At 45.6% G+C, this 23,769-nt stretch carries 25 protein-coding genes and 2 pseudogenes; 13 read left to right on the forward strand and 14 right to left on the reverse strand.

Annotated features, from left to right (window positions below; genetic code table 11):
* Positions 1-3 precede the first annotated feature (3 nt).
* Positions 4-732 (reverse strand): A/G-specific adenine glycosylase, encoded by a 729-nt coding sequence (locus tag AACV78_RS23610; RefSeq protein ID WP_194011041.1) that lies wholly within the window; start codon positions 730-732, stop codon positions 4-6.
* Positions 733-1,031: 299 nt separating this feature from the next.
* On the opposite strand from AACV78_RS23610, the gene exaC reads away from it, so the two are divergent.
* A complete protein-coding gene (exaC, locus tag AACV78_RS23615) occupies positions 1,032-2,552 on the forward strand; it encodes an acetaldehyde dehydrogenase ExaC (protein WP_194011040.1) in 1,521 nt (506 codons plus the stop codon).
* A gap of 213 nt (positions 2,553-2,765) precedes the next feature.
* On the opposite strand, the gene AACV78_RS23620 is transcribed toward exaC, so the two are convergent.
* The gene (locus AACV78_RS23620; protein ID WP_194011039.1) at positions 2,766-2,918 is read right to left on the reverse strand and encodes a hypothetical protein; all 153 of its coding nucleotides are present in this window, start codon (positions 2,916-2,918) and stop codon (positions 2,766-2,768) included.
* Here AACV78_RS23620 and AACV78_RS23625 point away from each other — a divergent pair.
* Positions 2,908-3,255, forward strand: coding sequence for a DUF779 domain-containing protein (locus tag AACV78_RS23625; RefSeq protein ID WP_194011038.1), 348 nt, complete (start codon positions 2,908-2,910; stop codon positions 3,253-3,255). The two genes, AACV78_RS23620 and AACV78_RS23625, sit on opposite strands and share 11 nt — an antisense overlap.
* Before the next feature lie 123 nt (positions 3,256-3,378).
* Here the strand turns inward: AACV78_RS23625 and AACV78_RS23630 are convergent, their stop codons facing one another.
* From AACV78_RS23630 to AACV78_RS23650, 5 genes are all read right to left on the reverse strand, one after another.
* Entirely contained in the window at positions 3,379-3,603 is a 225-nt protein-coding gene (locus tag AACV78_RS23630) for a hypothetical protein (RefSeq protein WP_194011037.1), read from the reverse strand.
* A 112-nt stretch (positions 3,604-3,715) separates the two neighbouring features.
* The gene (locus tag AACV78_RS23635; RefSeq protein WP_194011049.1) at positions 3,716-3,952 is read right to left on the reverse strand and encodes a hypothetical protein; all 237 of its coding nucleotides are present in this window, start codon (positions 3,950-3,952) and stop codon (positions 3,716-3,718) included.
* A gap of 23 nt (positions 3,953-3,975) precedes the next feature.
* Complete coding sequence (locus tag AACV78_RS23640) at positions 3,976-4,545, reverse strand: FAD-dependent oxidoreductase (protein ID WP_339383786.1); 570 nt, start codon at positions 4,543-4,545, stop codon at positions 3,976-3,978.
* A 124-nt stretch (positions 4,546-4,669) separates the two neighbouring features.
* On the reverse strand, positions 4,670-5,047 hold the full coding sequence (locus AACV78_RS23645) for an NAD(P)-binding protein (protein ID WP_228042429.1): 378 nt from the start codon (positions 5,045-5,047) through the stop codon (positions 4,670-4,672).
* Between the two features lie 211 nt (positions 5,048-5,258).
* Complete coding sequence (locus AACV78_RS23650) at positions 5,259-5,810, reverse strand: DUF2854 domain-containing protein (RefSeq protein WP_194011036.1); 552 nt, start codon at positions 5,808-5,810, stop codon at positions 5,259-5,261.
* A 319-nt stretch (positions 5,811-6,129) separates the two neighbouring features.
* Between AACV78_RS23650 and AACV78_RS23655 the strand changes: the two genes are divergently transcribed.
* Complete coding sequence (locus AACV78_RS23655; protein ID WP_194011035.1) at positions 6,130-6,390, forward strand: hypothetical protein; 261 nt, start codon at positions 6,130-6,132, stop codon at positions 6,388-6,390.
* Between the two features lie 191 nt (positions 6,391-6,581).
* Positions 6,582-6,755 carry a hypothetical protein gene (locus tag AACV78_RS23660; RefSeq protein ID WP_194011034.1) on the forward strand — a complete coding sequence of 58 codons (174 nt, stop codon included), beginning with the start codon at positions 6,582-6,584 and terminating at the stop codon, positions 6,753-6,755.
* Positions 6,756-7,160: 405 nt separating this feature from the next.
* Here the strand turns inward: AACV78_RS23660 and ppk1 are convergent, their stop codons facing one another.
* On the reverse strand, positions 7,161-9,341 hold the full coding sequence (gene ppk1 / locus AACV78_RS23665; protein ID WP_194011033.1) for a polyphosphate kinase 1: 2,181 nt from the start codon (positions 9,339-9,341) through the stop codon (positions 7,161-7,163).
* A gap of 66 nt (positions 9,342-9,407) precedes the next feature.
* Between ppk1 and AACV78_RS23670 the strand changes: the two genes are divergently transcribed.
* On the forward strand, positions 9,408-9,728 hold the full coding sequence (locus tag AACV78_RS23670; RefSeq protein ID WP_194011032.1) for a hypothetical protein: 321 nt from the start codon (positions 9,408-9,410) through the stop codon (positions 9,726-9,728).
* 524 nt (positions 9,729-10,252) lie between these two features.
* Here the strand turns inward: AACV78_RS23670 and AACV78_RS23675 are convergent.
* A complete protein-coding gene (locus tag AACV78_RS23675) occupies positions 10,253-11,896 on the reverse strand; it encodes a DUF6930 domain-containing protein (RefSeq protein ID WP_194011031.1) in 1,644 nt (547 codons plus the stop codon).
* Between the two features lie 161 nt (positions 11,897-12,057).
* On the opposite strand from AACV78_RS23675, the pseudogene AACV78_RS28800 reads away from it, so the two are divergent.
* The 5 genes and pseudogenes from AACV78_RS28800 to AACV78_RS23700 all read left to right on the forward strand — a co-directional run bounded on the left by AACV78_RS28800 (position 12,058) and on the right by AACV78_RS23700 (position 13,987).
* A pseudogene (locus AACV78_RS28800) lies at positions 12,058-12,362 on the forward strand (hypothetical protein).
* Between the two features lie 67 nt (positions 12,363-12,429).
* On the forward strand, positions 12,430-12,783 hold the full coding sequence (locus AACV78_RS23685) for a HesB/IscA family protein (RefSeq protein WP_194011029.1): 354 nt from the start codon (positions 12,430-12,432) through the stop codon (positions 12,781-12,783).
* Positions 12,784-12,880: 97 nt separating this feature from the next.
* On the forward strand, positions 12,881-13,297 hold the full coding sequence (locus AACV78_RS23690) for a tetratricopeptide repeat protein (protein WP_194011028.1): 417 nt from the start codon (positions 12,881-12,883) through the stop codon (positions 13,295-13,297).
* Positions 13,298-13,494: 197 nt separating this feature from the next.
* Positions 13,495-13,692 (forward strand): hypothetical protein, encoded by a 198-nt coding sequence (locus tag AACV78_RS23695; RefSeq protein WP_172187588.1) that lies wholly within the window; start codon positions 13,495-13,497, stop codon positions 13,690-13,692.
* Between the two features lie 25 nt (positions 13,693-13,717).
* Positions 13,718-13,987 (forward strand): hypothetical protein, encoded by a 270-nt coding sequence (locus tag AACV78_RS23700; RefSeq protein ID WP_194011027.1) that lies wholly within the window; start codon positions 13,718-13,720, stop codon positions 13,985-13,987.
* On the opposite strand, the gene AACV78_RS23705 is transcribed toward AACV78_RS23700, so the two are convergent.
* Positions 13,984-15,615, reverse strand: a complete 1,632-nt coding sequence (locus AACV78_RS23705) for a DUF3352 domain-containing protein (RefSeq protein ID WP_194011026.1) — start codon at positions 15,613-15,615, stop codon at positions 13,984-13,986. The two genes, AACV78_RS23700 and AACV78_RS23705, sit on opposite strands and share 4 nt — an antisense overlap.
* A gap of 148 nt (positions 15,616-15,763) precedes the next feature.
* Here AACV78_RS23705 and thyD point away from each other — a divergent pair, with 148 nt between their 5' ends.
* Positions 15,764-16,690, forward strand: a complete 927-nt coding sequence (gene thyD, locus AACV78_RS23710; protein WP_194011025.1) for a thylakoid membrane protein ThyD — start codon at positions 15,764-15,766, stop codon at positions 16,688-16,690.
* A gap of 202 nt (positions 16,691-16,892) precedes the next feature.
* Here the strand turns inward: thyD and AACV78_RS23715 are convergent, their stop codons facing one another.
* Positions 16,893-17,171, reverse strand: a complete 279-nt coding sequence (locus tag AACV78_RS23715; RefSeq protein WP_228042430.1) for a hypothetical protein — start codon at positions 17,169-17,171, stop codon at positions 16,893-16,895.
* A 327-nt stretch (positions 17,172-17,498) separates the two neighbouring features.
* On the opposite strand from AACV78_RS23715, the gene purU reads away from it, so the two are divergent.
* On the forward strand, positions 17,499-18,353 hold the full coding sequence (gene purU / locus AACV78_RS23720; protein ID WP_194011024.1) for a formyltetrahydrofolate deformylase: 855 nt from the start codon (positions 17,499-17,501) through the stop codon (positions 18,351-18,353).
* 450 nt (positions 18,354-18,803) lie between these two features.
* Here purU and AACV78_RS23725 read toward each other — a convergent pair.
* From AACV78_RS23725 to AACV78_RS23735, 3 genes and pseudogenes are all read right to left on the reverse strand, one after another.
* Positions 18,804-19,930 (reverse strand): annotated as a pseudogene (locus AACV78_RS23725) (ISAs1 family transposase).
* A 29-nt stretch (positions 19,931-19,959) separates the two neighbouring features.
* Positions 19,960-20,157, reverse strand: a complete 198-nt coding sequence (locus AACV78_RS23730; RefSeq protein ID WP_194013078.1) for a hypothetical protein — start codon at positions 20,155-20,157, stop codon at positions 19,960-19,962.
* Between the two features lie 107 nt (positions 20,158-20,264).
* Entirely contained in the window at positions 20,265-21,548 is a 1,284-nt protein-coding gene (locus AACV78_RS23735; RefSeq protein WP_194013077.1) for a glutamate-5-semialdehyde dehydrogenase, read from the reverse strand.
* 212 nt (positions 21,549-21,760) lie between these two features.
* On the opposite strand from AACV78_RS23735, the gene AACV78_RS23740 reads away from it, so the two are divergent.
* On the forward strand, positions 21,761-23,485 hold the full coding sequence (locus AACV78_RS23740; RefSeq protein WP_194013076.1) for a zinc metalloprotease HtpX: 1,725 nt from the start codon (positions 21,761-21,763) through the stop codon (positions 23,483-23,485).
* The last annotated feature ends 284 nt before the right edge of the window (positions 23,486-23,769 follow it).

Raw genomic sequence — 23,769 nt, forward strand, 5'->3', positions numbered from 1 at the left:
AATTTAAGAAATTAGCCGAGCGTTGATTTCGCTGCTAATTTTGTACTCGCATTGCTGTTGCAGCGGACACTCGCTGCAGCGGGGGTTTTTGGCAGTACAAACTGCCGCCCCAAAGTCCAGCAGTCCTAAATTCCAATACCCGACTTGCTGTTTGGGAGCGACTCGTTCTGCTGCTTGCCAAAGTTCGGGCGATCGCGATTTTACCTTGCCGCCGTCAATCCCAAAAAAACGCTGCAAAATCCGAGCAACATTCGTATCGAGCACGGCTTTTGGCTGTCCGAAAGCATTAGCACACACCGATCGCGCAATGTACTTCCCAACTCCCGGAAGTTCCAGCAACTCAGCTTCGGTGCGGGGAACATTTTCCCGATATTTTTCCCGGATCACCCGCGCCGATTCCTGAAGCTTTTGCGCCCGAAAAAACAGACCCAAAGGCTGCAACAAACTAGCCACTTCCGCAGCAGGCGCGGCCGCCAGATCGGAGATAGTCGGATACCGACCGACAAATGCCTGATAAATTGGAGCCACAGTAGCAGCAGTAGTTTTTTGCAGCAGGAACTCAGCCACTAAAATCGCGTAGGGATCGCAGGTATGCCGCCAAGGAAAATCCCGGAAATTCTGCCGGGCCCAAACTTTTAGCCGGCGGCGGAACCACTTGATTTTCGGTGCGTTCAAATGCTTCGATCCAAGTTCGACATCAGAATCCAAAACAGCGGCATTTAATGCAGGCATTTGATTGGTATTTTTAATAAGTTGCCAGGTTTATACTTATATAATAGCAGATTTAAATAAATTTTAAAACTCTCTTTCTATTCTCTTGCTCTGCGTTCTCTGCGTTCTCTGCCGTTAATAAAAAAAAAGCCCGATCGAGCATCCGCCATACCCAGAAACCGCGAAAATACTTTAATCTCAAATCAACCAACAATGTAAAATTTTGTATAGAAAATGACAGAAATCCCAAAGAATAGACGATAGTTGATATTTAAGAGATTTCAAACCTTCGCAAAAATAAGTTTAAATCAGGTAATAAAATGGTAGTAGCAGCACCTGTTCAATCCGGCAATCAGTCGATTTTTCAAGCTCGTTACGACAACTTTATCGGCGGTAAGTGGGTAGCGCCCGTAAAAGGGAAATATTCGGAAAACCTGTCTCCAATTACAGGAAAATCAATTTGTCAAATCCCCCGATCGAGCGCCGAGGATGTAGAATTGGCACTGGATGCCGCCCACAGCGCGAAAGACAAGTGGGGTAAGACGAGTCCAGCAGACAGGGCGCGGGTGTTGCACAAAATAGCCGATCGCATGGAAGAAAACCTCGATCGCCTCGCCACCGCCGAAACCTGGGACAACGGTAAACCAATTCGCGAAACCCGCCTCGCAGATATCCCGCTGGCGATCGACCATTTCCGCTACTTCGCAAGCTGCATCAGAGCCCAAGAAGGGTCGATCGGCGAACTCGACGGCACAACAGTCGCCTACCACTTCCACGAACCCCTAGGCGTCATCGGACAAATCATCCCCTGGAACTTCCCCATCCTAATGGCCGCCTGGAAACTCGCCCCAGCCCTCGCCGCCGGTAACTGCGTAGTCCTCAAACCAGCCGGGCCCACCCCCGCCTCAATCTTGGTACTGATGGAAATCATCGCCGACTTAGTACCGGATGGCGCAATCAACGTCGTCAACGGGCCCGGTGCCGAAATCGGCAAAACCCTCGCCACTAGCCCCCGGATTGCCAAAGTAGCCTTCACCGGCGAAACAACTACGGGCCGCCTGATTATGCAGTACGCCTCCCAAAACGTCATCCCGGTAACACTAGAATTAGGCGGCAAATCCCCCAACATTTTCTTTGAAGATGTCTGCGCCCAAGACGACGAATTTCTCGACAAAGCAGTCGAAGGATTTGTGATGTTTGCCTTCAACCAAGGCGAAGTTTGTACCTGTCCATCGCGGGCGTTAATTCAGGAGTCAATCTACGATCGATTTATGGAAAGGGCGATCGATCGCATCCGCCAAATCAAACAAAACAACCCCCTAGATCCGACAACCGCCCTAGGCGCGCAAGTCTCCATCAACCAGATGGAAAAAATTGCCGAATACGTCAAAATCGGACACGCCGAAGGCGCAGAATGTCTAATTGGAGGCGAAAGAAACATCCTATCCGGCGACTTGCAAGAAGGCTATTACTTCCAGCCAACAGTCTTCAAAGGAAACAACAAAATGCGAATTTTCCAAGAAGAAATCTTCGGCCCAGTATTAGCTGTCACCACATTCAAAGACGAAACCGAAGCATTAGAAATTGCCAACGATACCCTCTACGGTTTAGGTGCAGGAGTTTGGACTCGCGACATCAACACCGCCTACCGCATGGGCCGCGCCGTTCAAGCAGGCCGCGTGTGGACAAACTGCTATCATTTGTATCCCGCCCACGCAGCCTTCGGCGGCTACAAATCATCTGGAATCGGCCGAGAAAATCACAAAATGATGTTGGATCACTACCAACAAACCAAGAACCTGCTAGTCAGCTACAGCCCCAAAGCTTTAGGCTTCTTCTAAGCAGGATAGTCTTGGACGCACGAGTATCCAGAAACCGGGTTTTTGCGAAAATCCTTCGCCGCAGTCTGCAGATAAAGTAAAAAACCCGGTTTCTTTGCCGCAGCGTACAAATCCTAAGATAAATAATTCCTTCTTCCTTCTTCCTTCTTCCTTCTTCCTTCTTCCTTCTTCCTTCTTCCTTCTTCCTTCTATCCTTTACATCCGTTACATCCGTTACATCCGTGGAGCGAATCCGTTGCCGAACTTCCTTCTTCCTTCTTCCTTCTTCCTTCTATCCTTTACATCCGTTACATCCGTTACATCCGTGGAGCGAATCCGTTGCCGAACTTCCTTCTTCCTTCTTCCGACTTCTAAAATGGAAACCATCCCCAAAGTCACAGCCACAGAAGCCGCCTTAAAGCTAATAGACTACCTAAAAACACAGCACGGAGAATTGATGTTTCACCAATCCGGGGGATGCTGCGACGGTAGTTCTCCCATGTGCTTTCCTGACGGGGAATTGATAATCGGTGATGGCGATGTATTGCTAGGAAAAATCGGCGGTTGTCCTTTTTATATTGCAGCGCAGCAATACGAACATTGGAAGAAAACGCAGTTAATTATTGATGTAGCATCCGGGCCCGGAGGCAGCGATTTTTCCCTGGAAGGGCCGGATGGAGAGCGTTTTATTACTCGTTCCAGCTTATTTGTTAATGCTGATTGACTTTGTTTAGTTTAATTTTATTTGCAATGAACCGCAGAGGGCGCAGAGAGCGCAGAGAAAGAGGAAAGAGAGAAATAATATTTCTATTGAGAAGTTGGGCGTTTTTTGCGGTGTTTACTTTGTTTAGGGCAAACGCATTTCCTCAATAAATGAGATCCCATCAAAAATGCTGTTTTTAAAGGCTTGAGTGCTGCGAACTCGCTGATTTTCGCTGAGTAATGTCATTGTTTCAACAAAGGTAATAAGCGCGCTATCTTGGGTTTTAGTTGCCCGAAAGCAAACGGTTTCTTGGCCTGCATCCCACGCAATTGCCGCAAAATCAGAATAACTGCTAGAAGACAGTTTCAAAATCTGATTTTCAAACTCTCCTTGAAAATTTAGCTGGAGGCGAGAACCGTCTGAGTATTGGTAATTATTAATACCATTTTTCTCAAATCGTGCAACACTCTTCGACCCCCCCCTAGCCCCCCCTTGTAAAGGGGGGGGACAAGAACACTGTTGCATTCTTTTTTAAAATTGGTATAACTTGTCGGTAGTGACTTCCTTCAATCGTTACGGTAAAATTACCGAAGAAGCTGCGAGAAAACTGTCCGCGAGTATCGGTTTTAATGTACTCGCCTTGCCAAGTGCCAATGTGACGTGTGAAAATTTCCGGTACTTTTTCTAAATCAGGAGGGTAAGATATATTTTCTGACATGGGGATACTCCTATTTGCTATTTCTAGCGGCGACCTATTTTTAGGCTCATTTCACGGCTAGTGCGTTGATATTCGTGGACTATTGGAAGTCTTTCAGTTTGGAATTTTTCTAGCGCTTCGGGAATATTCGCACTCTCTGCTAGATGTTTGGTTAAATACAAACCATCTTCCCAACCTGATGTCATTCCTCTAGCGCGTGTGGAACTTTTGGCGTGGGCTGCATCTCCTATTAAGATAACACGACCGTCATAAATTTTTGGTAGGGGGTCAATGTCGTAGGAAAAACGACAGACAATGTTTTCTAAAGGGGTTGACTCAATCACTTTTCTGGCATCGTCTGGGAGTTTTGCTAGTTCTTGGGGAGGAATGGTAGTATTAGTAGGTTGCAGTTTCCCGATTTCGGAGTCGGTGCGTTCTTTTTCGATAAAGAAACCCCAATGAGTGCGCCCTCCACCTATGTGAAAGACGTTGGCATAAATTCCTCTACCGCGTACATACACAAAAAAGTTTCCTTCGGGACAGAAGCTATTATCTTCGACTATTCCTCGCCAAACGATATCGCCTAAATAGAATAGTTCTACACCCGGAACCACAAATTGACGAACCTTAGAAACTATTCCATCGGCATCAATTAACAGATGGCCTTCCCATTTAGTGCCGTCTTTAAAGTGGGCGATCGCGCTGTGCTCGGTTTGGGCGATCGATGCTAATTCTGTATTAAAATGAAGGCATTCTGGGGGGTAATTCGTCGAGGATTGCTTGTAATATAGCTTTGCGGTGTATCAGCATTCCGGGGAGTTCGTTTTCTTCGTAGGTGACGGGTTCGGAACTTATGACACCGCCCCGGAGGTTGCGAAACTCGAATACTTTGACAGCATCGCCTGAGTCGATAATTTTTTGGGTGATTTTCGGGTTTCCTTGATGCAGCGCTTCCATACCTGCTTGCACGATCGGGATACCACAGCCATCGGTGCGCGGATGGGGTGCTTTTTCAAACAAGGTAACTTGAAATCCTTGTTGAATGAGCAAAATTGCCAGATAAACTCCTGATGATCCGGCGCCGATAATACCTATCCTACTCTGGGACGAAACCATTTGTGCTTCTCCTGATTTAAGATTGCCGATCGCTCCTCAATTATTATTGTAGTTAAGGAAAATCAAATTTGGCCGATCGCCCCATTGCCGATCGAGCTTTTGCTGATAGCGACAGGTTTCAAGCTGCCGCTAAATTGAGTATCTGGGCGGATGCAGGATTAATTATTATTTGCTGACTTCAAAATTTTCGCCTTCAAAACTTAAGCATACTTTAAGCTTCAGTATTTTTAATTAAAGCCAATTCAATTTTTTCATCAGGCTTTTGAGTCACTTGTGCGTGCAAGCTAGGGCCAAAGAATTTAGCTATTTTTTCTTGCTTTTCTTCCCAAACTTCGATCGGTATCAGCGGCGAATAAAACTCTAGAATTAACCCGTAAGCACCATCCACATCTACTTCCCGCAACCCTTGGAGGATGGGTCGTTCCTCGTCTGTCGGGGCTAGCCCCAAGCGCTCCAGAGAATCATCTAAGTGCGCGGGTTGGCCGTAGCGAAATCGGGTGATATCTTTGCGGACTTGGTTTTGAGTCTCCGTGGCTTGACTTTCTCGCAGGAGGAGAACTTCGGGAGAGGTGGGTTGGGTGAACTCCGCAGGTTCTAGTTCGGCTGCTTTCAGCGCCAACCCTCCCAACAACAGCGGAATTCCATAAAAAAAGCCGGCTAGATTTAAGGTAGGTTTGTCGGTGAAGTAGGCATAGAAACCGACTACTGCTAGGATACCGCCCACAACTAAGGCTAGGCTTGCTAAAGAAGTTTTACGTAACATATTCGTGAGGTAAGTAGTCCGACAGAAACAAGATACTTTAATTATTATCGGGCAAAAAGTATGGAAAAAATTTAGTTTTTTTGCCAAAAGACCTGCGAAAACTGCTAGCGTCAATAAGGGCGGGAGGGCTGTGCGCGCACAATCTTGTCTCTCGCCGCCAAAACTTATCCCGCTTTCCCCAGCGGCCTTGCGACTGGTAAATATCCGTGTAAATTGTGCGGCGCGGGTTCCAGAAGGCAATCGAGATCGGCAGTATGATTAAAGTATAGAGATTTGAACTCGCGATCGACCATCTTGCCCTTTCAACCAATTTTCGGACATGATCAAAGACGAAGACAGAAAAACTGCGGTAACAAACAAGTCGGTTCTAGAGCAGATTAACTCGCTCAAACGCGAAGATGAAAGGCTTTATAATATCTTAGCGATCGATGTCTGGGCCCTAGCCAAGACGATGGACGAATATCAACCGGGATTTTGGTCGGCTTTTATGAAAAATCGCGAGAAAGCTCTGAAGCGATTTTTAACTGAAGTGATGAAAAACAAACCCGCAGATTCTAAGCGTCCGCCTTTTCTGCGTTGAAGTTTAGCTAATTTTTTGAGGTACAATCAAAATATAACACAGATTCAAAAACCCCGATCGCGTTCGTCACTTACAATATAAAGAACAGTGGAGGACGAACTCAGAAATCCATGTCGGCGAATTAAAAATTCTCGCCTGTTCGCAGGGGGAATGTCAAATATTTTTGTTAATAGTAGCAAAGGCGAAAAACAATGGATGCACAGACAATTAAAGAGCGCGTAGCAGAAATCGAAATCAAGCGGGAATCTCTCGTGCGGCTGTTAGACCGATCGGACTTGGGAGCTCTGAGAATCGATGTCAGTCAGGCGATCGAGGAAATTGACGATTTGTTAGAAGAATTTAAGCGTACTTTTAACAGTCATTAGTCATTAGTCATTAGTCATTAGTCATTAGTCATTAGTGGTTAGTGGTTAGTGGTTAGTGGTTAGTGGTTGGTTGTTAGTGGTTAGTGGTTAGTCAACAGTCAACAGTCAACAGTCAACAGTCAACAGTCATCAGTTGTTAGCTAAACGGCAGCGCATTTAATTTTTATAGTTATGTTAGTAAAAATTTTGTGGCCCCCAGAACCCGCCATGACATTGAAAATTAAATGCACAATAGCTTAATAGGTAACAAGAACAGACAACTGCTAACTGCAAATTTTACTAACAACTAACAACTAACCACTAACCACTAACAACTAACAATCAACAACTAACAACTAACCACTAACAACTAACCACTAACAAATAACCACTAACAACTAACCACTAACAACTAACCACTATTGACTAATTCATCGCCATATCCATCAAAATCTGTTGCGAACTAACCTCCGGGTTATTAGCGGGCGGCCGTCGCTGAGAATAGTGTCCCCCAGGCTGCAAATCCCAGGCTTGGCGGTTGTCCGCCAACATCACACCCAAAATTTCTTGTAACTCCATCACTATAATCGGATCTTCCACTTGGACGATCGCCTCAACCCGTCTTGTAAGATTGCGCTGCATCCAGTCAGCAGAACCAATATACACCTCTTCGTCGCCACCGTTGAAAAAATAAAACATCCGCGAATGCTCTAAAAAGCGGCCGATAATACTGATAACCTTGATATTTTCGCTAACACCCTCAACGCCCGGACGCAAACAGCAAATCCCCCGCACAATCAAATCAATTTTAACTCCCGCTTGCGAAGCTTCGTACAAAGCAACAATGATTTGAGGGTCAACTAAAGCATTCATTTTAGCCACAATCCGGCCGCAGCTACCCATGCCGCTATCACTATTCGACCGACAGAATTCTGCCTCGCGGCGGATTAATGCTAAAAATCGATCGCGCATATTGACCGGCGCAACCAACAATTTTCGATAAGATATCTGCCGCGAATAACCGGTTAAATAATTAAACAAGTCCGTCAAATCCGCACCCAAATCTTCGCGACAACTCAACAAACCCACATCAGTATACAGTCCAGCCGTTTTCGGGTTGTAATTTCCCGTGCCGATGTGGACGTAGCGACGAATAAATCCGTCCTCGCGGCGCACTACCATCACAATCTTGGTGTGGGTTTTGAGTCCCACCAAACCGTAAACAACGTGGACTCCCGCTTGTTCTAACTTGCGAGCCCAATTAATATTATTTTCTTCGTCAAACCGGGCTTTAAGCTCGACTAAAACGGCTACCTGCTTACCGTTTTCCGCTGCTTCAATTAAGGCACTGACGATCGGCGAATCACCAGAAGTGCGGTATAAAGTCATCTTAATGGCTAACACGGAGCGATCGTGCGCCGCCTCAGTAATAAACCGCTGCACCGTCGCCGCAAACGAGTGATAGGGATGGTGCAGCATCACATCTCCCTGGCGGATAGTCGTGAAAATATCCTCACCATCCTCAACATCCAACATCGATTTGCCTAAAACTGGCGATTGCGAATTCCGCAAGCGCGGCGGCACCACCGGAGTCCACGGGGGGTCTTTTAGTTCCGGCACCGGCAGCCCGACAAAAGACATCAAATCCTTGAGGCCTAGCAGCCCCTCTACGACGTAAACATCCTGCTCCCCCAGATCCAACTCATCCTTCAACATATCTCGCACAGCAGGCGGCATAACCGCTTGAATTTCCAGGCGCACCGCAGAACCTGTAAACCGACGCTTGCGGAGTTCCTGTTCTATAGCCAGCAGCAAATCCTCCGCCTCATCTTCCTCCACAGTCAAATCAGCATTGCGAGTAATGCGGAACGGGTGATATTCCTGAATGTCCATCCCCGGAAACAAAGCCTCTAAATTGTGCGCGATTACCTGTTCTAGAGGTACCCCCGTCCACACAGGAGACTTGCCTTTTTGCTGCCATTGCAAATCCCCCGGTAGCTGCAAAAATCGAGGCAAAACCTGCGGTACTTTGACGCGGGCAAACAATTCCTCCTGGGTGTTCGGGTCTCTGACAACAACTGCTAAATTGAGGCTGAGATTGGAAAGGAAAGGGAATGGGTGGCTGGGGTCAACCGCTAAGGGTGTGAGTACGGGAAATACTTGTTCTTGGAAGTAGCGGTGCAAGTAATTGCGCTGTTCTTGATTGAGGTCGATGTAGTCGAGAATGTGGATGCCGTTTGCTACTAATTTCGGCCGCAGGGTTTGGTCAAAATAGGCGTGTTGTTGAGTAACCATCGGCAACAAGCGCTTGTGGATGCCATCTAGCTGTTCTTGGGGCTTGCTGCCGTCGGAGGTCAATTTGCTGACTTTTGCTTCTACTTGCTGCTTGAGTGCCGCCACGCGCACCATAAAATATTCGTCTAGATTTGAGCTAAAAATAGCGAGAAATTTGAGTCTTTCTAGGAGGGGCGTGCGGGGGTCTAGGGCTTCGTGGAGCACGCGGTTGTTGAATTCCAGCCAGCTTTGTTCTCGGTTGAAGTAGTATTGCGGGTCGCTGAGGTTGATTTCGGTGTAGGTTTTGGTGGTGGTCTTTTTGGGCTTGGACATGGTTTGGGAGTCTTGGGGGAGGCGAGCGTGATGGCTTTGGTGAATTAATATTGTAGGTTAAAGGATTTGTTCGTATCTGTTTTTGCTCGATCGCACTTAGGCATTGCACAACCCGAAAATCCGCCACAGATTTCCACCCCTACCGGACTTTCGGAGTGCCGAAACCCCCAAAATCACGCACCAATCCCCCCAATCCCATCCTGCACCGCCTGCAACAAATCCTCTCCATCCACCGCCAAATTTGTTAGCCGCAATTCCAGCGGTATATCGGTAATTAAGGCAATGTGCGGTTTTTGCAGCCGGTTTTTGAGCTGCGGAATTAATCCCTTGAATTCCGGGGCGTTGCGGATTGCGGGGATGTCTGGATCTGCGGGGAAGATTGTTTGATATAGTTGGGTACAGAGTTCTATTAATTATGCTCTATACTCATAATTTACACCTACTAATCGCTGCGTTTCTTGGTTATTTTTTTTAATATCATTTAATAGACCTCTCATCTCCTCGCGGTCAAAACAACTAAGAATCGAAAACTTAATAACTTCAGCAAATCCTACAGTCCTCTCTCCCGTAAATTGCAACATCGAAGGAGGCTCTTCATCGCCCCAGAACAATTACCAGGAAGGGTTTAGTAACGAGCAATCACTTAAATTATTAAACTCTCATTCCTATAATTTATAGTATTTGACCACAACAATTTTCTAGTTTTGAGAAATCTAAGAATTAAACAACTATGGTGCGCTGCACCATACATAACTATTTTTACATTTTCTTCTTCCTTATTCCTGATATAGCCTTTCTCAAAAAAGTGAGGTATGGCCTATGCCCTATTGCCGACAGTACCTCATCTTTCGCTCGAAAGGCTATATCAACTTTTCCTATCAACCATCAACCATCAAATATCACCTCTTCCTTCAAAACATCGGCATCAACTCAAGCGGGCCAATTCCCAGGTCTTTAGCAGATACCCAGCGCACCTCAAACAAAGCGATCATATCCTTAAATTGAGGCTGACCGCGAGAAGCACCCATCAAGCCTTTAGCAATCACCAAACCGCACCAACCGTTCGTTAACTGACAGCGGCGCTCCCATTTTTTGCGAGCTTCCTGATGCACCGGGTCGTTTTCATTAAACTCCCCAAATAAATAGAGTTCTCCATTTTGAGCTTGCAAAATACCCAAATCGTACTGCTCGTCTTGAAAAGGATCTTCGCCCGGATTAAAACAAATTGCCTTGACCCCTCCAGCTTCTTTCAAATCCTGAATCATAGTTTTTGCCTTCGGATTGGAAGTTTGGATCATCACCACAGGCAAACCGTCTCCGTCGGCATTAATATCAACTTCTGCACTTTGGTGAAACTGGGCATTTCCTCGCAGAAACTCTACCGTTTGCCAAGGTACGACACCGAGACTCAAGAATGAATTTGGCGGCACCAAATCGTCCCGCAACAGTGGCATTTCAAATTCATCATCCTCATCATCATCGTCATCGTCGAGCATCTCTAATAATTCGACAGATACCTCGGGCATTGTCGAAACTTTAACGGATATCTGCTGAATTTCTCCATCAGGCTGCGGAACGGGGATGCGGTAGCGGCTGCTGAGAGTGGGAAATGTATCTGCTCCCAATTTCCGGCGACTGTTGCGGAAAAAGCGGTGAAATGCTTCGAGAGCAACTAACATCGTCAGAGCTTCTTCTTCGTAAAGAATCGATCGCAATCCTTCTAAAGGATGCAAATTACCAAAGTTCGGTTCAATTTCCGATGGAGGCAAATCGGCTAAATCAATTTCCTCGTCTTCATCATCTTCATCAAAATCGGCTGCACTTTCAAAGGTGAGAAACAAACAGTCCTGTCCTAAAAAAGCCTGTTCTAAATCTTCAAAAGATTCATCGTTGACGACTCGCTCTCGAAACCGCTTCAAGGATTCTAGAGAACGGTACAGCAAAACTCCGTAGTCCATTCTGCCTTGTCCCAATACAGACACGTAGAGGCTGGCAACATCCCACTGATTGATTTCAATAGATATAATTTGGTGCTCTCTCAAAGTCCGCCACGGAGCATCATGCCAAATTTGAGCGGCTTTTTCCATGAGAACTTCGGCGTACTGAGGGGGTAATTCGGGAGGTCGATTCACAGCGACCTCTTCCATTCCCCGAAAGATTTCGTCGATTAGGGGCAATTCCGGTACGTAGTCAATGGAAATTGCCAAATCTTGAAGTACGCCGCGCAGGTAAAATTGAATTTCTCGGTTTTTGACTACTATTTTTTGGGGGCGGACTGCGGGAGCCGGACTTTGGGGATGTTCCATTGCTCGCAGCAGAGCCCGGACGATCGCCTCCGGGCCGGCATCTGGCCCTACCACGTCCATAGCCCTCACGACGCCTTCAGAGCCGTCCACCCAGAGAATGCACTCGCCACCAGCTTCGGGATCGTTGTCGTCCTCTAGCATCATGTGCGAGTCAGCATTAGATAAGGGTCGGCGGTCGCCCTCCCACACGCTGGGAATTTGAGGTAAGTTTTGTAACCGACGAAGAGTAGAGCGATTCAGCGCTGCCATAGAGTAAGCCCGTTGGGTGAAGCATTGTTGCGGTGCCGATAGCCGGTCAACCGCTGCTTCTCAATCATAAACCCTATGGGGGGAGAGGACATCAAGCTGTTGGTAGTTGGCAGTGGTTAGTTGGCAGTGGTTAGTTGGCTGTTGGCAGTGGTTAGTGGTTAGTGGTTAGTGGTTACTGGTTAGTTGTTAGTGGTTACTGGTTAGTGGTTAGTGGTTAGTGGTTAGTGGTTACTGGTTACTGGTTACTGGTTACTGGTTACTGGTTAGTGGTTACTGGTTACTGGTTACTGGTTACTGGTTATTAGCCAACAGCTTTCCTGCCAACAGCTTTCCTGCCAACTGCTTTCCTGCCAACAGCCAACTGCTTTCCTGCCAACTGCTTTCCTGCCAACTGCTTTCCTGCCAACTGCTTTCCTGCCAACTGCTTTCCTGCCAACTGCTTTCCTGCCAACCGACTACTGACTAATTCCCTGTACAATAGAGGGATAAGATTAAACTCTTAGCATTAGACAGTCTCAGGAGTTCGGCAAATTATGACTCAAGCCATTTCACAAAAGCGAGGGATTCAAATGACGGACTCTGCTGTCCGTCAAGTTTTAGCTCTTCGAGAAAAACAAGGTACAGACCTCTGCTTGCGGGTAGGGGTGCGCCAGGGCGGCTGTTCTGGTATGTCTTACGTGATGGACTTCGCAGACCCGAGCACTGTGAAATCCGACGATGAGGTGTTTGACTACGATGGTTTTCAGGTAGTGTGCGATCGCAAAAGCATTCTTTATCTCTACGGCTTGGTGCTAGACTTCAGCGATGCCATGATCGGGGGCGGGTTTAAGTTTACCAACCCCAACGCTACTCAGACTTGCGGCTGCGGTAGTTCTTTTTCTACCTAAACTTAAAATAGGGCGTGGCACCGAAAGTTATTAATTGTGCCATGCCCTGTTCGATCGATCCAACATTCCCAATCTCATATTCTCAATCTCAAATCGCATGACTCCAGAAGAATTGTTTAAAGAAGGTTTCGATCGCTACCAAGCTGGCGAAGCCCCTGCCAATCTGATCCCCGTGTTCAAAGAAGTGTGCGAAAAAGCTCCCAAAAATGGCAACGCCTGGGCTAGCCTCTCGTGGCTGTACCTCTTGGAAAATAAACCCACATCTGCTCAAAAGGCCGCCAAAACAGCCGTTAAACTGAACCCTCACGACCCCCAAGCTCGCATCAACCTGGCAGTCGCGATCCTCGACCTCAAAGAAAAAGGAGTGCGTCCCCACGTAGAAGTCGCTCAGCAACTTCTGATGGCTTCGGAAGAGTTGCTGGACGAAGTGAAAAAAAATTTTGAAGAAGGATTAAGCAGAAAACCCGACTGGAAGAGTCTCGCCCGTGTCAAGCAGTGGCTTTTAGAGCCGTAAAAACCTATAACAGCCGATTATTTAGCGGGGATCAAGGAAATAGGGTTGGTAATTTATTACGATTTCGCAATAAATCAATAAATAACTTTATGGAAAGTTCAGAAAGGCAGTGTTAGTATTTTAAAACTTAGACGATCGACAAACCGGCTCAGCGGTTTTGAGAATTGACTACAATAAATACTAGGAGTTGTAACGACATGAGCAATGACAGCCACGTTAACATCAAACCTGCCACCCGCAACCACAAAGGTTTCTTTATTCAGCCAGCTTCTTACAAGTTGATGAGCATCGATAAATCCGGCTGGGCCTTGATTTGTATGGACAAAGCAGTTTGTCATTATGTAGATCCCGATGACTTGCAATTGCCGAATAAGTCGGGAATGTCTGAAGGTTAATCTAAAAGTTTTGAGAGACATTAAAATGCTTTATTTGAGTAGCTGCCCTCCCTGGAGAGGCAGCAACTTTTTTTTGAGAAGGAAGAAGAAAGAGGGAAGAAGGAAGAAGGAAGAAGTCCGAGGGAAGAGGGAAGAAGTCCGAGGGAAGAAGCAGTGTACGGGATGTAACGGATCAAAAGAAGTTGGGCAACGGATTCGCTCCACGGATTTAATGGATAGAAAAATTACCAATTACCGATCGCCAATTACCAATTCCCGATTCCCGATTCCCGATTCCCGATTCCCGATCGCCTAATTGTCAGATTTTAAGGCAAACAGCATTTCAAGCTTAGCAGTTGTCGGTTCTGTCGAAGTTGTCGCTACGCTAACTCCTCGGAGAGAATTGAGCAAATCAGCCACTGGTGGCGAAACTAAATTGGGCTGTACTGCGAGCAAATAACGGTTGGCCCAAGACATAGTTTTTTCCATATCTATGTAAAAGTAACCTTGGTTGGCTGGCGGTAAAGAAGCGGCGATCGCCTGAAAACTCGGACTGCTGCTTAGCGGTTGCGGTGGCGCTGTCGTGATGACATCGACTAAAGGGCCGCCGAAAGCGACAAACACAGAATTTTCATTCAACCAACCGTGCCCGAATAAACTGCCTTGCTGGGGTATTTGCCACTCTGTGACTTGTTTTCCCTGCACTTGTCTGGAGGCGACGCTGACTGTGGGATTGCTTTTGGCGATCGCATCGAGTTTTTCGAGGGTGGCTTCTGCTGCTGGGCGATCGCTAGTTTCAAAAATCATCGCCACCCCCATCCCCAACTGAGACAAAATACCTCGATCCGAACCGATCGCCCCGATCGCAAATTCCCCATTCATCCACCCAAAAACATCGCGATCCGCATCCAAATCCAACCGCTTAAAACTATTGCGAACCTGCTGAATACCCCGATCGACTTCCGGGCTATCTTTTGCCTCTGCCGTCGCCTGCGACCAAATTTTATCCAGTCCCTTACCGCCGACTAAAGCAATAGTTTCGCCGGGAAATCTCGACAACAATTTCGACGGGGTTGGCGAATTTTTCTCAGGTAATTGAGGAGCTAGCTGAGCGATGGTTTTTACCCTCAATCCCGAACTGTCCGCCCCTATTCCCGCAACCAAAGACTTGACTTGTTTGAACTGCTGCATCACTGTCAAAAGCGGTTGCAAATCATCGGGCAAATTAGCTTTCAACTGCTGCATGGAGGCTGGATAATCAGCAATGTAAATAGTTGCGATCGGATTCTTTACCCCAGCACTCTCGGAAAAAAACTTAGTTGTACTCTGCTGGGTAGCGAGGGAGGGTGCTCCTTTAAAAGTGTCGATCGCCAATTCCACAGGCTTTCTCAAAGGAGCCATAACTAATTGGTCGTTCAGCAAAGCCACACTGTAGCGCTTGCCGGTTGGCTCTGCAATTTCCGAAATTTTCACTCCTTTATACTCAGTTTCTTGAATTGTTGCACCTTGCTGAGATTTTAATTTATTCGCAAAATTCCAAGCGCTAATTTTATTTTTCACGCTGACTACAACCAGCAGTTCAGGAGGGTCGGTTTTGGCCTCCGCATCAGGCGGCAGCAAAGCGACCATCACCCCCCCCAACCACGGCTTTAAGTCCCTGTCAAAGTCGATTTGAGTGCCTGCCAAGCTTTGTTCTTGAAAGGCCTTCAAACCCTGATCGACCAATTTTTGAGCGCCCGGAGTACCAAATTGCTGCAACTGAGCCAGCGCTTGGGGATTGGGGGAGATGAAGGCGGCCATCGTTGCTTCGTCGGGTACAACTTTGGCGCTTTCTTGAGGGTTTGATATTTGTTGGCTCAAACCCTGGAAGTAAAAGTAGACCGCGGCGCTACCTGCTGCGACGGCGGCGGCAGCAATTAGAAGCTTTGGTTTTTTTGCAGGCATTGTTTTTGATTCTCGCATCCTTTATCAGTTTAATGAAAATCTAGTTGGCTGGTGTGGAGGCGATCGAGGGGGCTGTCAATTTTGTATAATCCAAAACAAGTTTGGACGATCGTGTAAACTGCTGTTGATATCAAGTGCGGGAAGAAAGATGAAAGTAGCGATCGCGGGAGCAACGGGATTTGTAGGTAGCCGGCTGGTGGAGAAACTGCAAGCCGCCGGACATCGAGCGGTGGTTTTGAGCAGGGATGCGGCGAAGGCTGGGCGAGTTTTTCCGGCTTCAGCTTATCCGAATTTGGAAGTTGTCGCCTACACTCCGGCGGAGTCTGGTGATTGGCAAAACTCGATCGCGGGCTGCGACGCTGTTGTCAATTTAGCTGGGGTGCCGATTGCGGAGGAAAAGTGGACTCCGGCGCGCCAGCAGGCGATTTTGGACAGCCGCAAACTGACGACGGAAAAATTGGTAGAGGCGATCGTCAATGCTAATCCTAAACCATCGGTGTTTGTTAGCGCATCGGCGATCGGCTATTACGGCACCAGCGAAACCGCCGAGTTTGACGAAAACAGCCCTGCGGGAAACGATTTTTTAGCAACAGTCTGCAAAGAGTGGGAAACAGCGGCCCAACCTGCAAAAAATGCCGGTACGAGGCTAGCAATTTTGCGGCTGGGAATAGTTTTGGGAATGGGAGGCGCGCTGGCTAAAATGCTGCCACCTTTTAAACTATTTGCTGGCGGCCCAATTGGCACAGGAAAACAGTGGTTTTCTTGGGTTCACCGCGAGGATGTGGTTGATTTAATTTTGTACGTTTTGGAAAATCCGCAAGTTCAAGGCGTTTTGAATGCCACAGCACCGAATCCGGTGCGGATGAATGAATTGTGTCAAACTTTAGGGGAAGTTTTAAATCGGCCTTCTTGGTTGCCCGTGCCAAGTTTTGCTTTAGAATTGCTGTTGGGAGACGGTGCTAAAGTTGTTTTGGAAGGGCAGAAAGTTTTGCCAAAACAAACTTTAGCTAGCGGTTTTCAATATCAGTATCCGACGCTAAAATTAGCACTCGAAGAGATTTTAGCTGGTAATTAAATCCTGGGTTTTTAGATATTCCTCGTTTCCAGGCTCTGCCTGGTAACGCAGATGCTTTGGCTCTGCATCGCTCGTTCAAATAAATTATCCGACTCAAAAATCAATCAAATCAACTACCAACAATCCATCGCGATCGAGATAATTGCGATAACTAGAATATCTCAAATAAGCTGGAGCTTCCACATAGCTGCGCCTTACAGGATTATTGTAAATACTCCAATTTTTGCAACAGCATTTCCTCGTTCAAAATAGCTTGTGGGTGAAACCCTTCTTGCCATAGCTGATATTTTTGGTCTTTTTTGTGTAGTTTTTTATAGAATTCGAGTTTCTCTAGGATGTTGGTAGTTTTATTTTTTTCAAGCAAGTCAATTATGGAGGGAGCAGTAAATGATTTAAAATTCCTTATTTGCGTTGACAGTTCTGAAGAAGTTACGATTAAATGCAAATGTTTTTCCATCAGCACGTAACCCTGTAAAGCCAAGCGCTTCTCCCGTTACATAAAACTTAAGAAGTTTAAGACTATTTGTACTATGTCTGGCTGAATGAATACAAGAATCTAGTTGATAACTGTACAGTGACAAAGTGCGGTTGGTTCTCGGAATATATTACTTGGTATCTACTTCTTCCGATTGTGGCAATCAAGGGTTTTTGAGATAGTTAAGACGAGGCGGAGCCAAAGCATCAGCGTTCCTAGGCTCTGCCTGGGAACGAGGTAACATGAGATAACTAATGATAGGCGATCGCCATATCACGCTGATCCTGATACAATCAAGTGAGATTAAAAACTTAAACTTTTTGTAATTCTACCATGACTAACGCTACTGCAACCCTTTTAATTTCCTGTCCCGATCGCAAAGGACTTGTCGCCTTACTTGCTAATTTTATCGCTTCCCATAATGGCAATATTATTCATGCAGATCACCATACTGATTTTACCGCAGGATTGTTTTTAAGTCGTCTGGAATGGCAATTAGACGATTTCGATTTAAAAACCGAAGAAATTACACCAGCTTTTAGTGAACTTGCCAAGGATTTACAAGCAAGTTGGCAATTACATTTCTCCTCAAAAGTTAGACGGATTGCGATCTGGGTAAGTCGTCAAGATCATTGTTTGTTAGACTTGATTTGGCGGCAGCGCTCTCAAGAAATCTGGGGTGAAATTCCGCTGATCGTCAGTAATCATGAAAAATTAAAACCTATTGCTGCACAATACGGTATAGATTTTGAGTATATTCCCATCACTAAAGACAATAAAGCTATTCAAGAAGCACGACAGTTGGAAGTTCTTAAAACTTATAACATAGATTTAGTGGTTTTGGCGAAGTATATGCAAATTCTAAGTCAAGATTTTATGATAAAATTTCCCAACGTGATCAATATTCACCATTCATTTTTACCAGCATTTATAGGGGCAAATCCCTATGAAAGGGCTTATGAAAGAGGGGTAAAAATCATTGGTGCAACAGCTCATTATGTTACGCCGGATCTAGATGCTGGCCCAATTATTGAGCAAGATGTTGTGCGCGTGAGTCATCGCGATGCAGTGTCGGATTTAGTTCGCAAAGGTAAAGATTTAGAAAGAGTTGTTTTGGCAAGGGCGGTGCGATATCATTTACAAAATCGTGTTTTGGTTTATGGCAATCGTACTGTTGTTTTTGCTTGATTTTTGAACTTTATTCGCGTTTTTTAGGTGACTTCACAGGTAAGGTTTGTTTGGCGACAAAGTAAGTCGCTTTGAGGCAAAAAAAACCGGGTTTTTGATTTTATTTTCTTCCTAGGGCGTCGGTACAGTATTAGACATTGACAAAACCGGGCAGATATGATGTGTCAATTGAAGAGCCTGTTAAATTCTCACCATCAGGAAGAAAGAAAAAACCCTATGCGTCCTCCCTTATGGCACAGGGGGAACGCATCTTATTGAACACTGTTCATCAGTGGTGAATAAATTCACCATTCAAAGAAGCTACAGACAGGTTTTGTAATCACTTTTTAGATAAAATAGGAACTGATTAATGGTGGTTTTTACCTAAGGTAAATTTTGAGAGAATAAAATATTACAACCACTTTTTACAAGTTGTATAATAGTTATTAATGAGTTGTTATTCGTGATAATTTAGTTAACTGCAACAGCGAGAATCTTAGTCAAATAGTCATCATCCCACCAGGCTCGAAGTCGCTTATTCTTTGTTCCAGTTTTTGAGGTTTTTTCTTGACTCAAAAGATTGAGTGAGATGTGTCTAAGGATGGCAAATTTTTGCGGAGCATTATCTTTTATAACCCGACAATCATCTTCACGAAAACCCACCTCTAATACCCAAGGTAAAAAATTTTTAATTCCCCAATGGCTGCGGACTGATTCACCAAATTTTTGAGCATCCTTGGGTAAACTACTAAGATAATAACGAGTTTTAATAGTTGTTTTTCTCTTGACTATTCTTACGGATTCTATCAGACCTATACTATAAAGCTTCTCCCATTAATTGTCGGGCTATATCTGCTCTTTGATGTCACTTAACATGGTTGTGATGTCAGATTTATGAGCGACAGTGATTGTTCTCTTTTTTTGTCGAATAAGCTGCAGGTGTCAAGCCTGAAAACCCTTGTCTAATTGTTTGTTTAAACAACGCTTCTATTCTGGCATACAGGGAGGGTTGATTTTTTTTAAGGTGATTATCTAATCTCCTCCTTGTTCGAGAATTGACTTCACAATTGACCTTTGACAGCCCATCGCATAGCTTGGTGACAATGCTTCCACTTAATTCTAATACTTTTAGTAAAGCCGGAATTGCTGTGATTTTATTAATGTTTGATCGACTTTAACTTGTCCTAAAACTAATCTTTGACTGGTTCCCCAAGCACGGAGCATATGAATCGCTTTTTTGTCTCCTCCCAAGAGTAAGAATGGCGAAGAGCTTTGCCATCAATTGCGATTACTTCTCCTCTCTTTGAAGCAGCTAATAGATTGAATCCAACTCAAAAAATATTGCTGAAATTGCTCAGGTTTGAGGCGAGAAAAGAAGGAGCGCCATTGTGTCATGGGTCGGGATGCCATTCGGCAATTCTCAAATTGTCTTTAACCGTTCGTATTTAGAAGAACCCGTAACTTTCGATATCCACCCATGTATCAGCACCGCAAATCACGGCACAAATTGAGAGGGTGATAATATCAATTAATTGATGATGTTTCCTCGGCTCAATTCTGGCATATTTTAAGTATAAAAAATGGTCGGAAATGGTAATTTGAGGTTTGAGTTACAGAATGGTAAACTCTAATTAAATCTTTTGTGGATACTCAATAATTCTGCTCCAATATACCACATTCTGTTAACATAAAATTTATATGCGTTCGCCCTGGTTGCTAGAGCCTCTGTGTTTTGGGCGATCGATCGCAACCTGGACTGACTTACTGTATCCGGTTGGGATATTTGCCTAATTTCATAGGGGTTAATGGTAATTGCAGCAGACATTTTTTGCCTCCGGGCACGATTGCGAAGGGTATAGATTAAGTATAGCAGTGCGATCGATAATTTGTGAATGGGCAATAGTGCGATCGCCCCGATCGCACTATTGTATCTTACAAGTCCCGATGAGTAAATTCCTTCGCATCTTTCCCCACATAACTCGCAGCAATATGGCCGTCTCCAACAACTCGATACTTATAGGTAATCAAACCCTCTAAACCAACAGGCCCGCGAGGCGGCATTTGCTGCGTGCTAATCCCCACTTCTGCACCGAAACCGTAGCGGAAACCGTCAGCAAATCGAGTCGAACAATTGTGATAAACTCCGGCTGCATCGACTGCATTTAAAAAAGTTTCGGCCGCTTCGCTGTCTTCGGTAACAATCACATCTGTATGTCTCGATCCGTAAGTATTGATGTGATTAATTGCCTCTTCTACAGAATCTACTATTTTGATTGATAAAATCAAATCGCTGTATTCTGTAGACCAATCTATTTCTGTCGCTTCTGCAATATTTGCTAAGATGCGGCGAGTTGGTTCGTCTCCCCGCAATTCGACTTTTTTCTGCTGCAAAGCTTGGGCGACAGCGGGCAGGAAAATGGGGGCGATTTCCCTGTGAACTAACATAGTTTCAATGGCATTGCAGGCGGCGGGATATTGAGTTTTGGCATCTACAGAAATCTCTACAGCTTTCTGAATATCCGCTGCTTTGTCTGCGTACAAATGACAAATTCCGTCGGCGTGTCCCAAGACGGGAATCCGGGTATTTTCCTGCACGAACCGCACGAAGGAATTAGAACCTCTGGGAATAATTAAATCTACGTATTCATCCATTTTCAGCAGTTCGATTGTTTCTTCCCGCGTGGTGAGCAACTGCACGGCTGCGGGATTAACCGCTGTTTCTGATAATGCTTGATGGATGACTTCTGTCAAGATTTCGCAGGAACGGACTGCTTCTTTGCCGCCTTTGAGAATAACGCCGTTGCCGGATTTGATTGCCAAGGATACTATCTGAATTAAGGCTTCTGGACGCGCTTCAAAAATAATGCCTAAAACGCCCAAAGGACAGGTGACGCGCTTTAGGATTAATCCTGTGTCCAATTCGCGGTGGATTTGGACGGCACCGATCGGATCTGGGAGTTTGGCAACATCTCGCACGCCCGCGATCGCACTTTGCAACTTGCTCTCATCCAACTTCAGGCGATCGTACAGCGGTTTCGCAATTCCATCCGCCTGGGCCGCCTTGCAGTCAGCAGCATTCGCCGCTAGAATATCCGCAGCAGCAGCTTCTAAAGCTTTAGCAATAGCCTCAATCGCTTGATTTTTAGCACCGGCGGACAAAACTGCCAATTTTCTAGCAGATGCGCGCGTTTTTTGGGCAATTTCAATAATCGACATAGCAGTAAGTTTTAAATAGTTTTCGGTTTTGAGTTGAGAATTGAATCCCCACAAATAAATTTAGCGGGCGGTTTTCAATCTTAAAAAAACAGACGAAATTATATATTTTTGTTGAGACTCCTTACCGCGATCCGTACTGACAGGTTAAAACAGTGAAGTATAGATAAAATCCCACGGCGATTACCATTTGTCAATAACCTTTGGAGATTATTATGCCATCTCAAGCTCCTTTACGCAAGGCAGGGCGATCGCCCAAAGCCGGCGTTAAATTAATACAGAAAACTGGCGGCAACCTCTTTTTAGCTTCCGGCGTTACCATCACCATGCTGTTTGGTATGGTGTTGGCGCTATCCTTAGCCACGGTTTTCATTATCAACAGCCCAGCTCCAGTCGCCGGATTGGCGATCGCACTTCCGATTACCCTAATTTTTAACATAGCAGCTTTTTTTCTATCGCCTTACTTGATGGACTTAACCCAAAATTGGCTGTACAATACTCGCTGGGTTTCCCTAGCAGAAATTGAAAACCTCAGTCCCGAAACAGCAAAAGTTATTAAGAAGGTTTGCAAACAGAAAAAACTGACTCAGCCGCGGTTAGGAATTATCGACGACCAAAACCCCACTGCTTTTACCTACGGTTCCTTTCCTAACAGCGCTCGCTTAGTCGTCAGTCAAGGTCTTTTTACTTATTTAGACGACGAAGAAATTGCCACTGTTTACGCCCACGAACTCGGTCACATCGTCCACTGGGACTTTGCAGTAATGACTTTAGCTTCGACTTTGGTACAAATTACTTACTTAATTTACACAACAGCTCAAAGGCTAGGTCGTAAGGGTGGCGACAAAGCTAAAGATGCGGCGGGTACTGTAGCTGCAGTTGCTTATTTATTTTACATCGCCGGCACTTATTTGTTGCTGTATTTGTCGCGGACGCGAGAATATTTTGCCGACCATTTTGCCGCCGAAACTACTGGAAATCCCAACGCTTTATCCCGCGCTTTGGTAAAAATTGCTTACGGTATTTTGGAAGAAGGACAAAGAGGAACGGAACCCAGCCGCTTGTTAGAAGGAACTCGCGCTTTAGGCATTTACGATGCGAAAGCTGCTACTTCTACCGGCACTGCTTACCGGATTTCTTCGGAACCCGAAAAAATTGGGCGAGTGTTTCTGTGGGATATGTTCAATCCGTGGGGTTGGTGGATGGAGTTGAATTCAACTCACCCGCTAACTGGTAAGCGAGTTCGCGCTTTGAGTACCTACGCAGAACAATTGGGCTTGAATATTGAGTTTGATATGGGCAAAATTGTTGGGGAAGGCCGCAATTTGAGCAAGCGGAAATTGTACGGCAATTTTGTGTTCGATTTGCTGCTGTACAGTGCGGAAACTCTGGGATTGGCGGTGGGTTTTGCGATCGGCATTTCGCTGTCTGCTGCGAATCCGATGATGATAGTTGCTTGTCCTTTGATCGGTTTGGGTGCGGGAATTTTGCTTAAAGCTTTGGTAATGTTCCCCAATTACGCACAAGCAGAACAATTAGATGTTTTAACCTTAATGTCTGACCCCTATGCAAGTCCTTTGCGCGGTCAACCTGCGAAACTGCAAGGCGAATTAATTGGTCGCGGCGACGCGGGTTATGCGTTTGGTTCCGATCTAAAATTGCAAGACAAAACGGGAATGATTTATCTGCGCTATGCTTCTCGTTTTGGGCCGATTGGTAATTTTTTGTTTGGGATGAAACGGGTTAAAAGTTTGATTGGTATGGATGTTAGCGCTTTGGGTTGGTTCCGCCGGGGTGTCGCACCTTGGATGGATTTGATTCGGGTTGAAAGCGATAGCGGTACGACGGTTAGCAGTTATCACCGTTTCTGGTCTTTTGTGATGGGGATTGGTGCGATCGCGATCGGTATTGCATCTCTATTCGTGTCGTTTGCTGCTTGAAAATAAAAAGGATACTCCCAGACACGCAAACTCGATCTGTAGGGTGTGCAACCTGCACCTTACCATTGTTTTATTTGAAAGGTTGTAACCGGTTACTGTCGAAGAGTCTGGGAACCCATCTAACGGCCGAAAAAATGATTGTTATACCATTTTTCTAAAATCGTGCAACACTCTTCGACCCCCCCTAGCCCCCCCTTGTAAAGGGGGGGGACAAGAACACTGTTGCATTCTTTTTTAAAATTGGTATTAGCTGGCGATTTTCTGTTTTTTTGAGGGGGTAATTG

Origin of the sequence: Tychonema sp. LEGE 07196, from assembly GCF_963890365.1 — a bacterium.
Taxonomy (GTDB): Bacteria; Cyanobacteriota; Cyanobacteriia; order Cyanobacteriales; family Microcoleaceae; genus Microcoleus.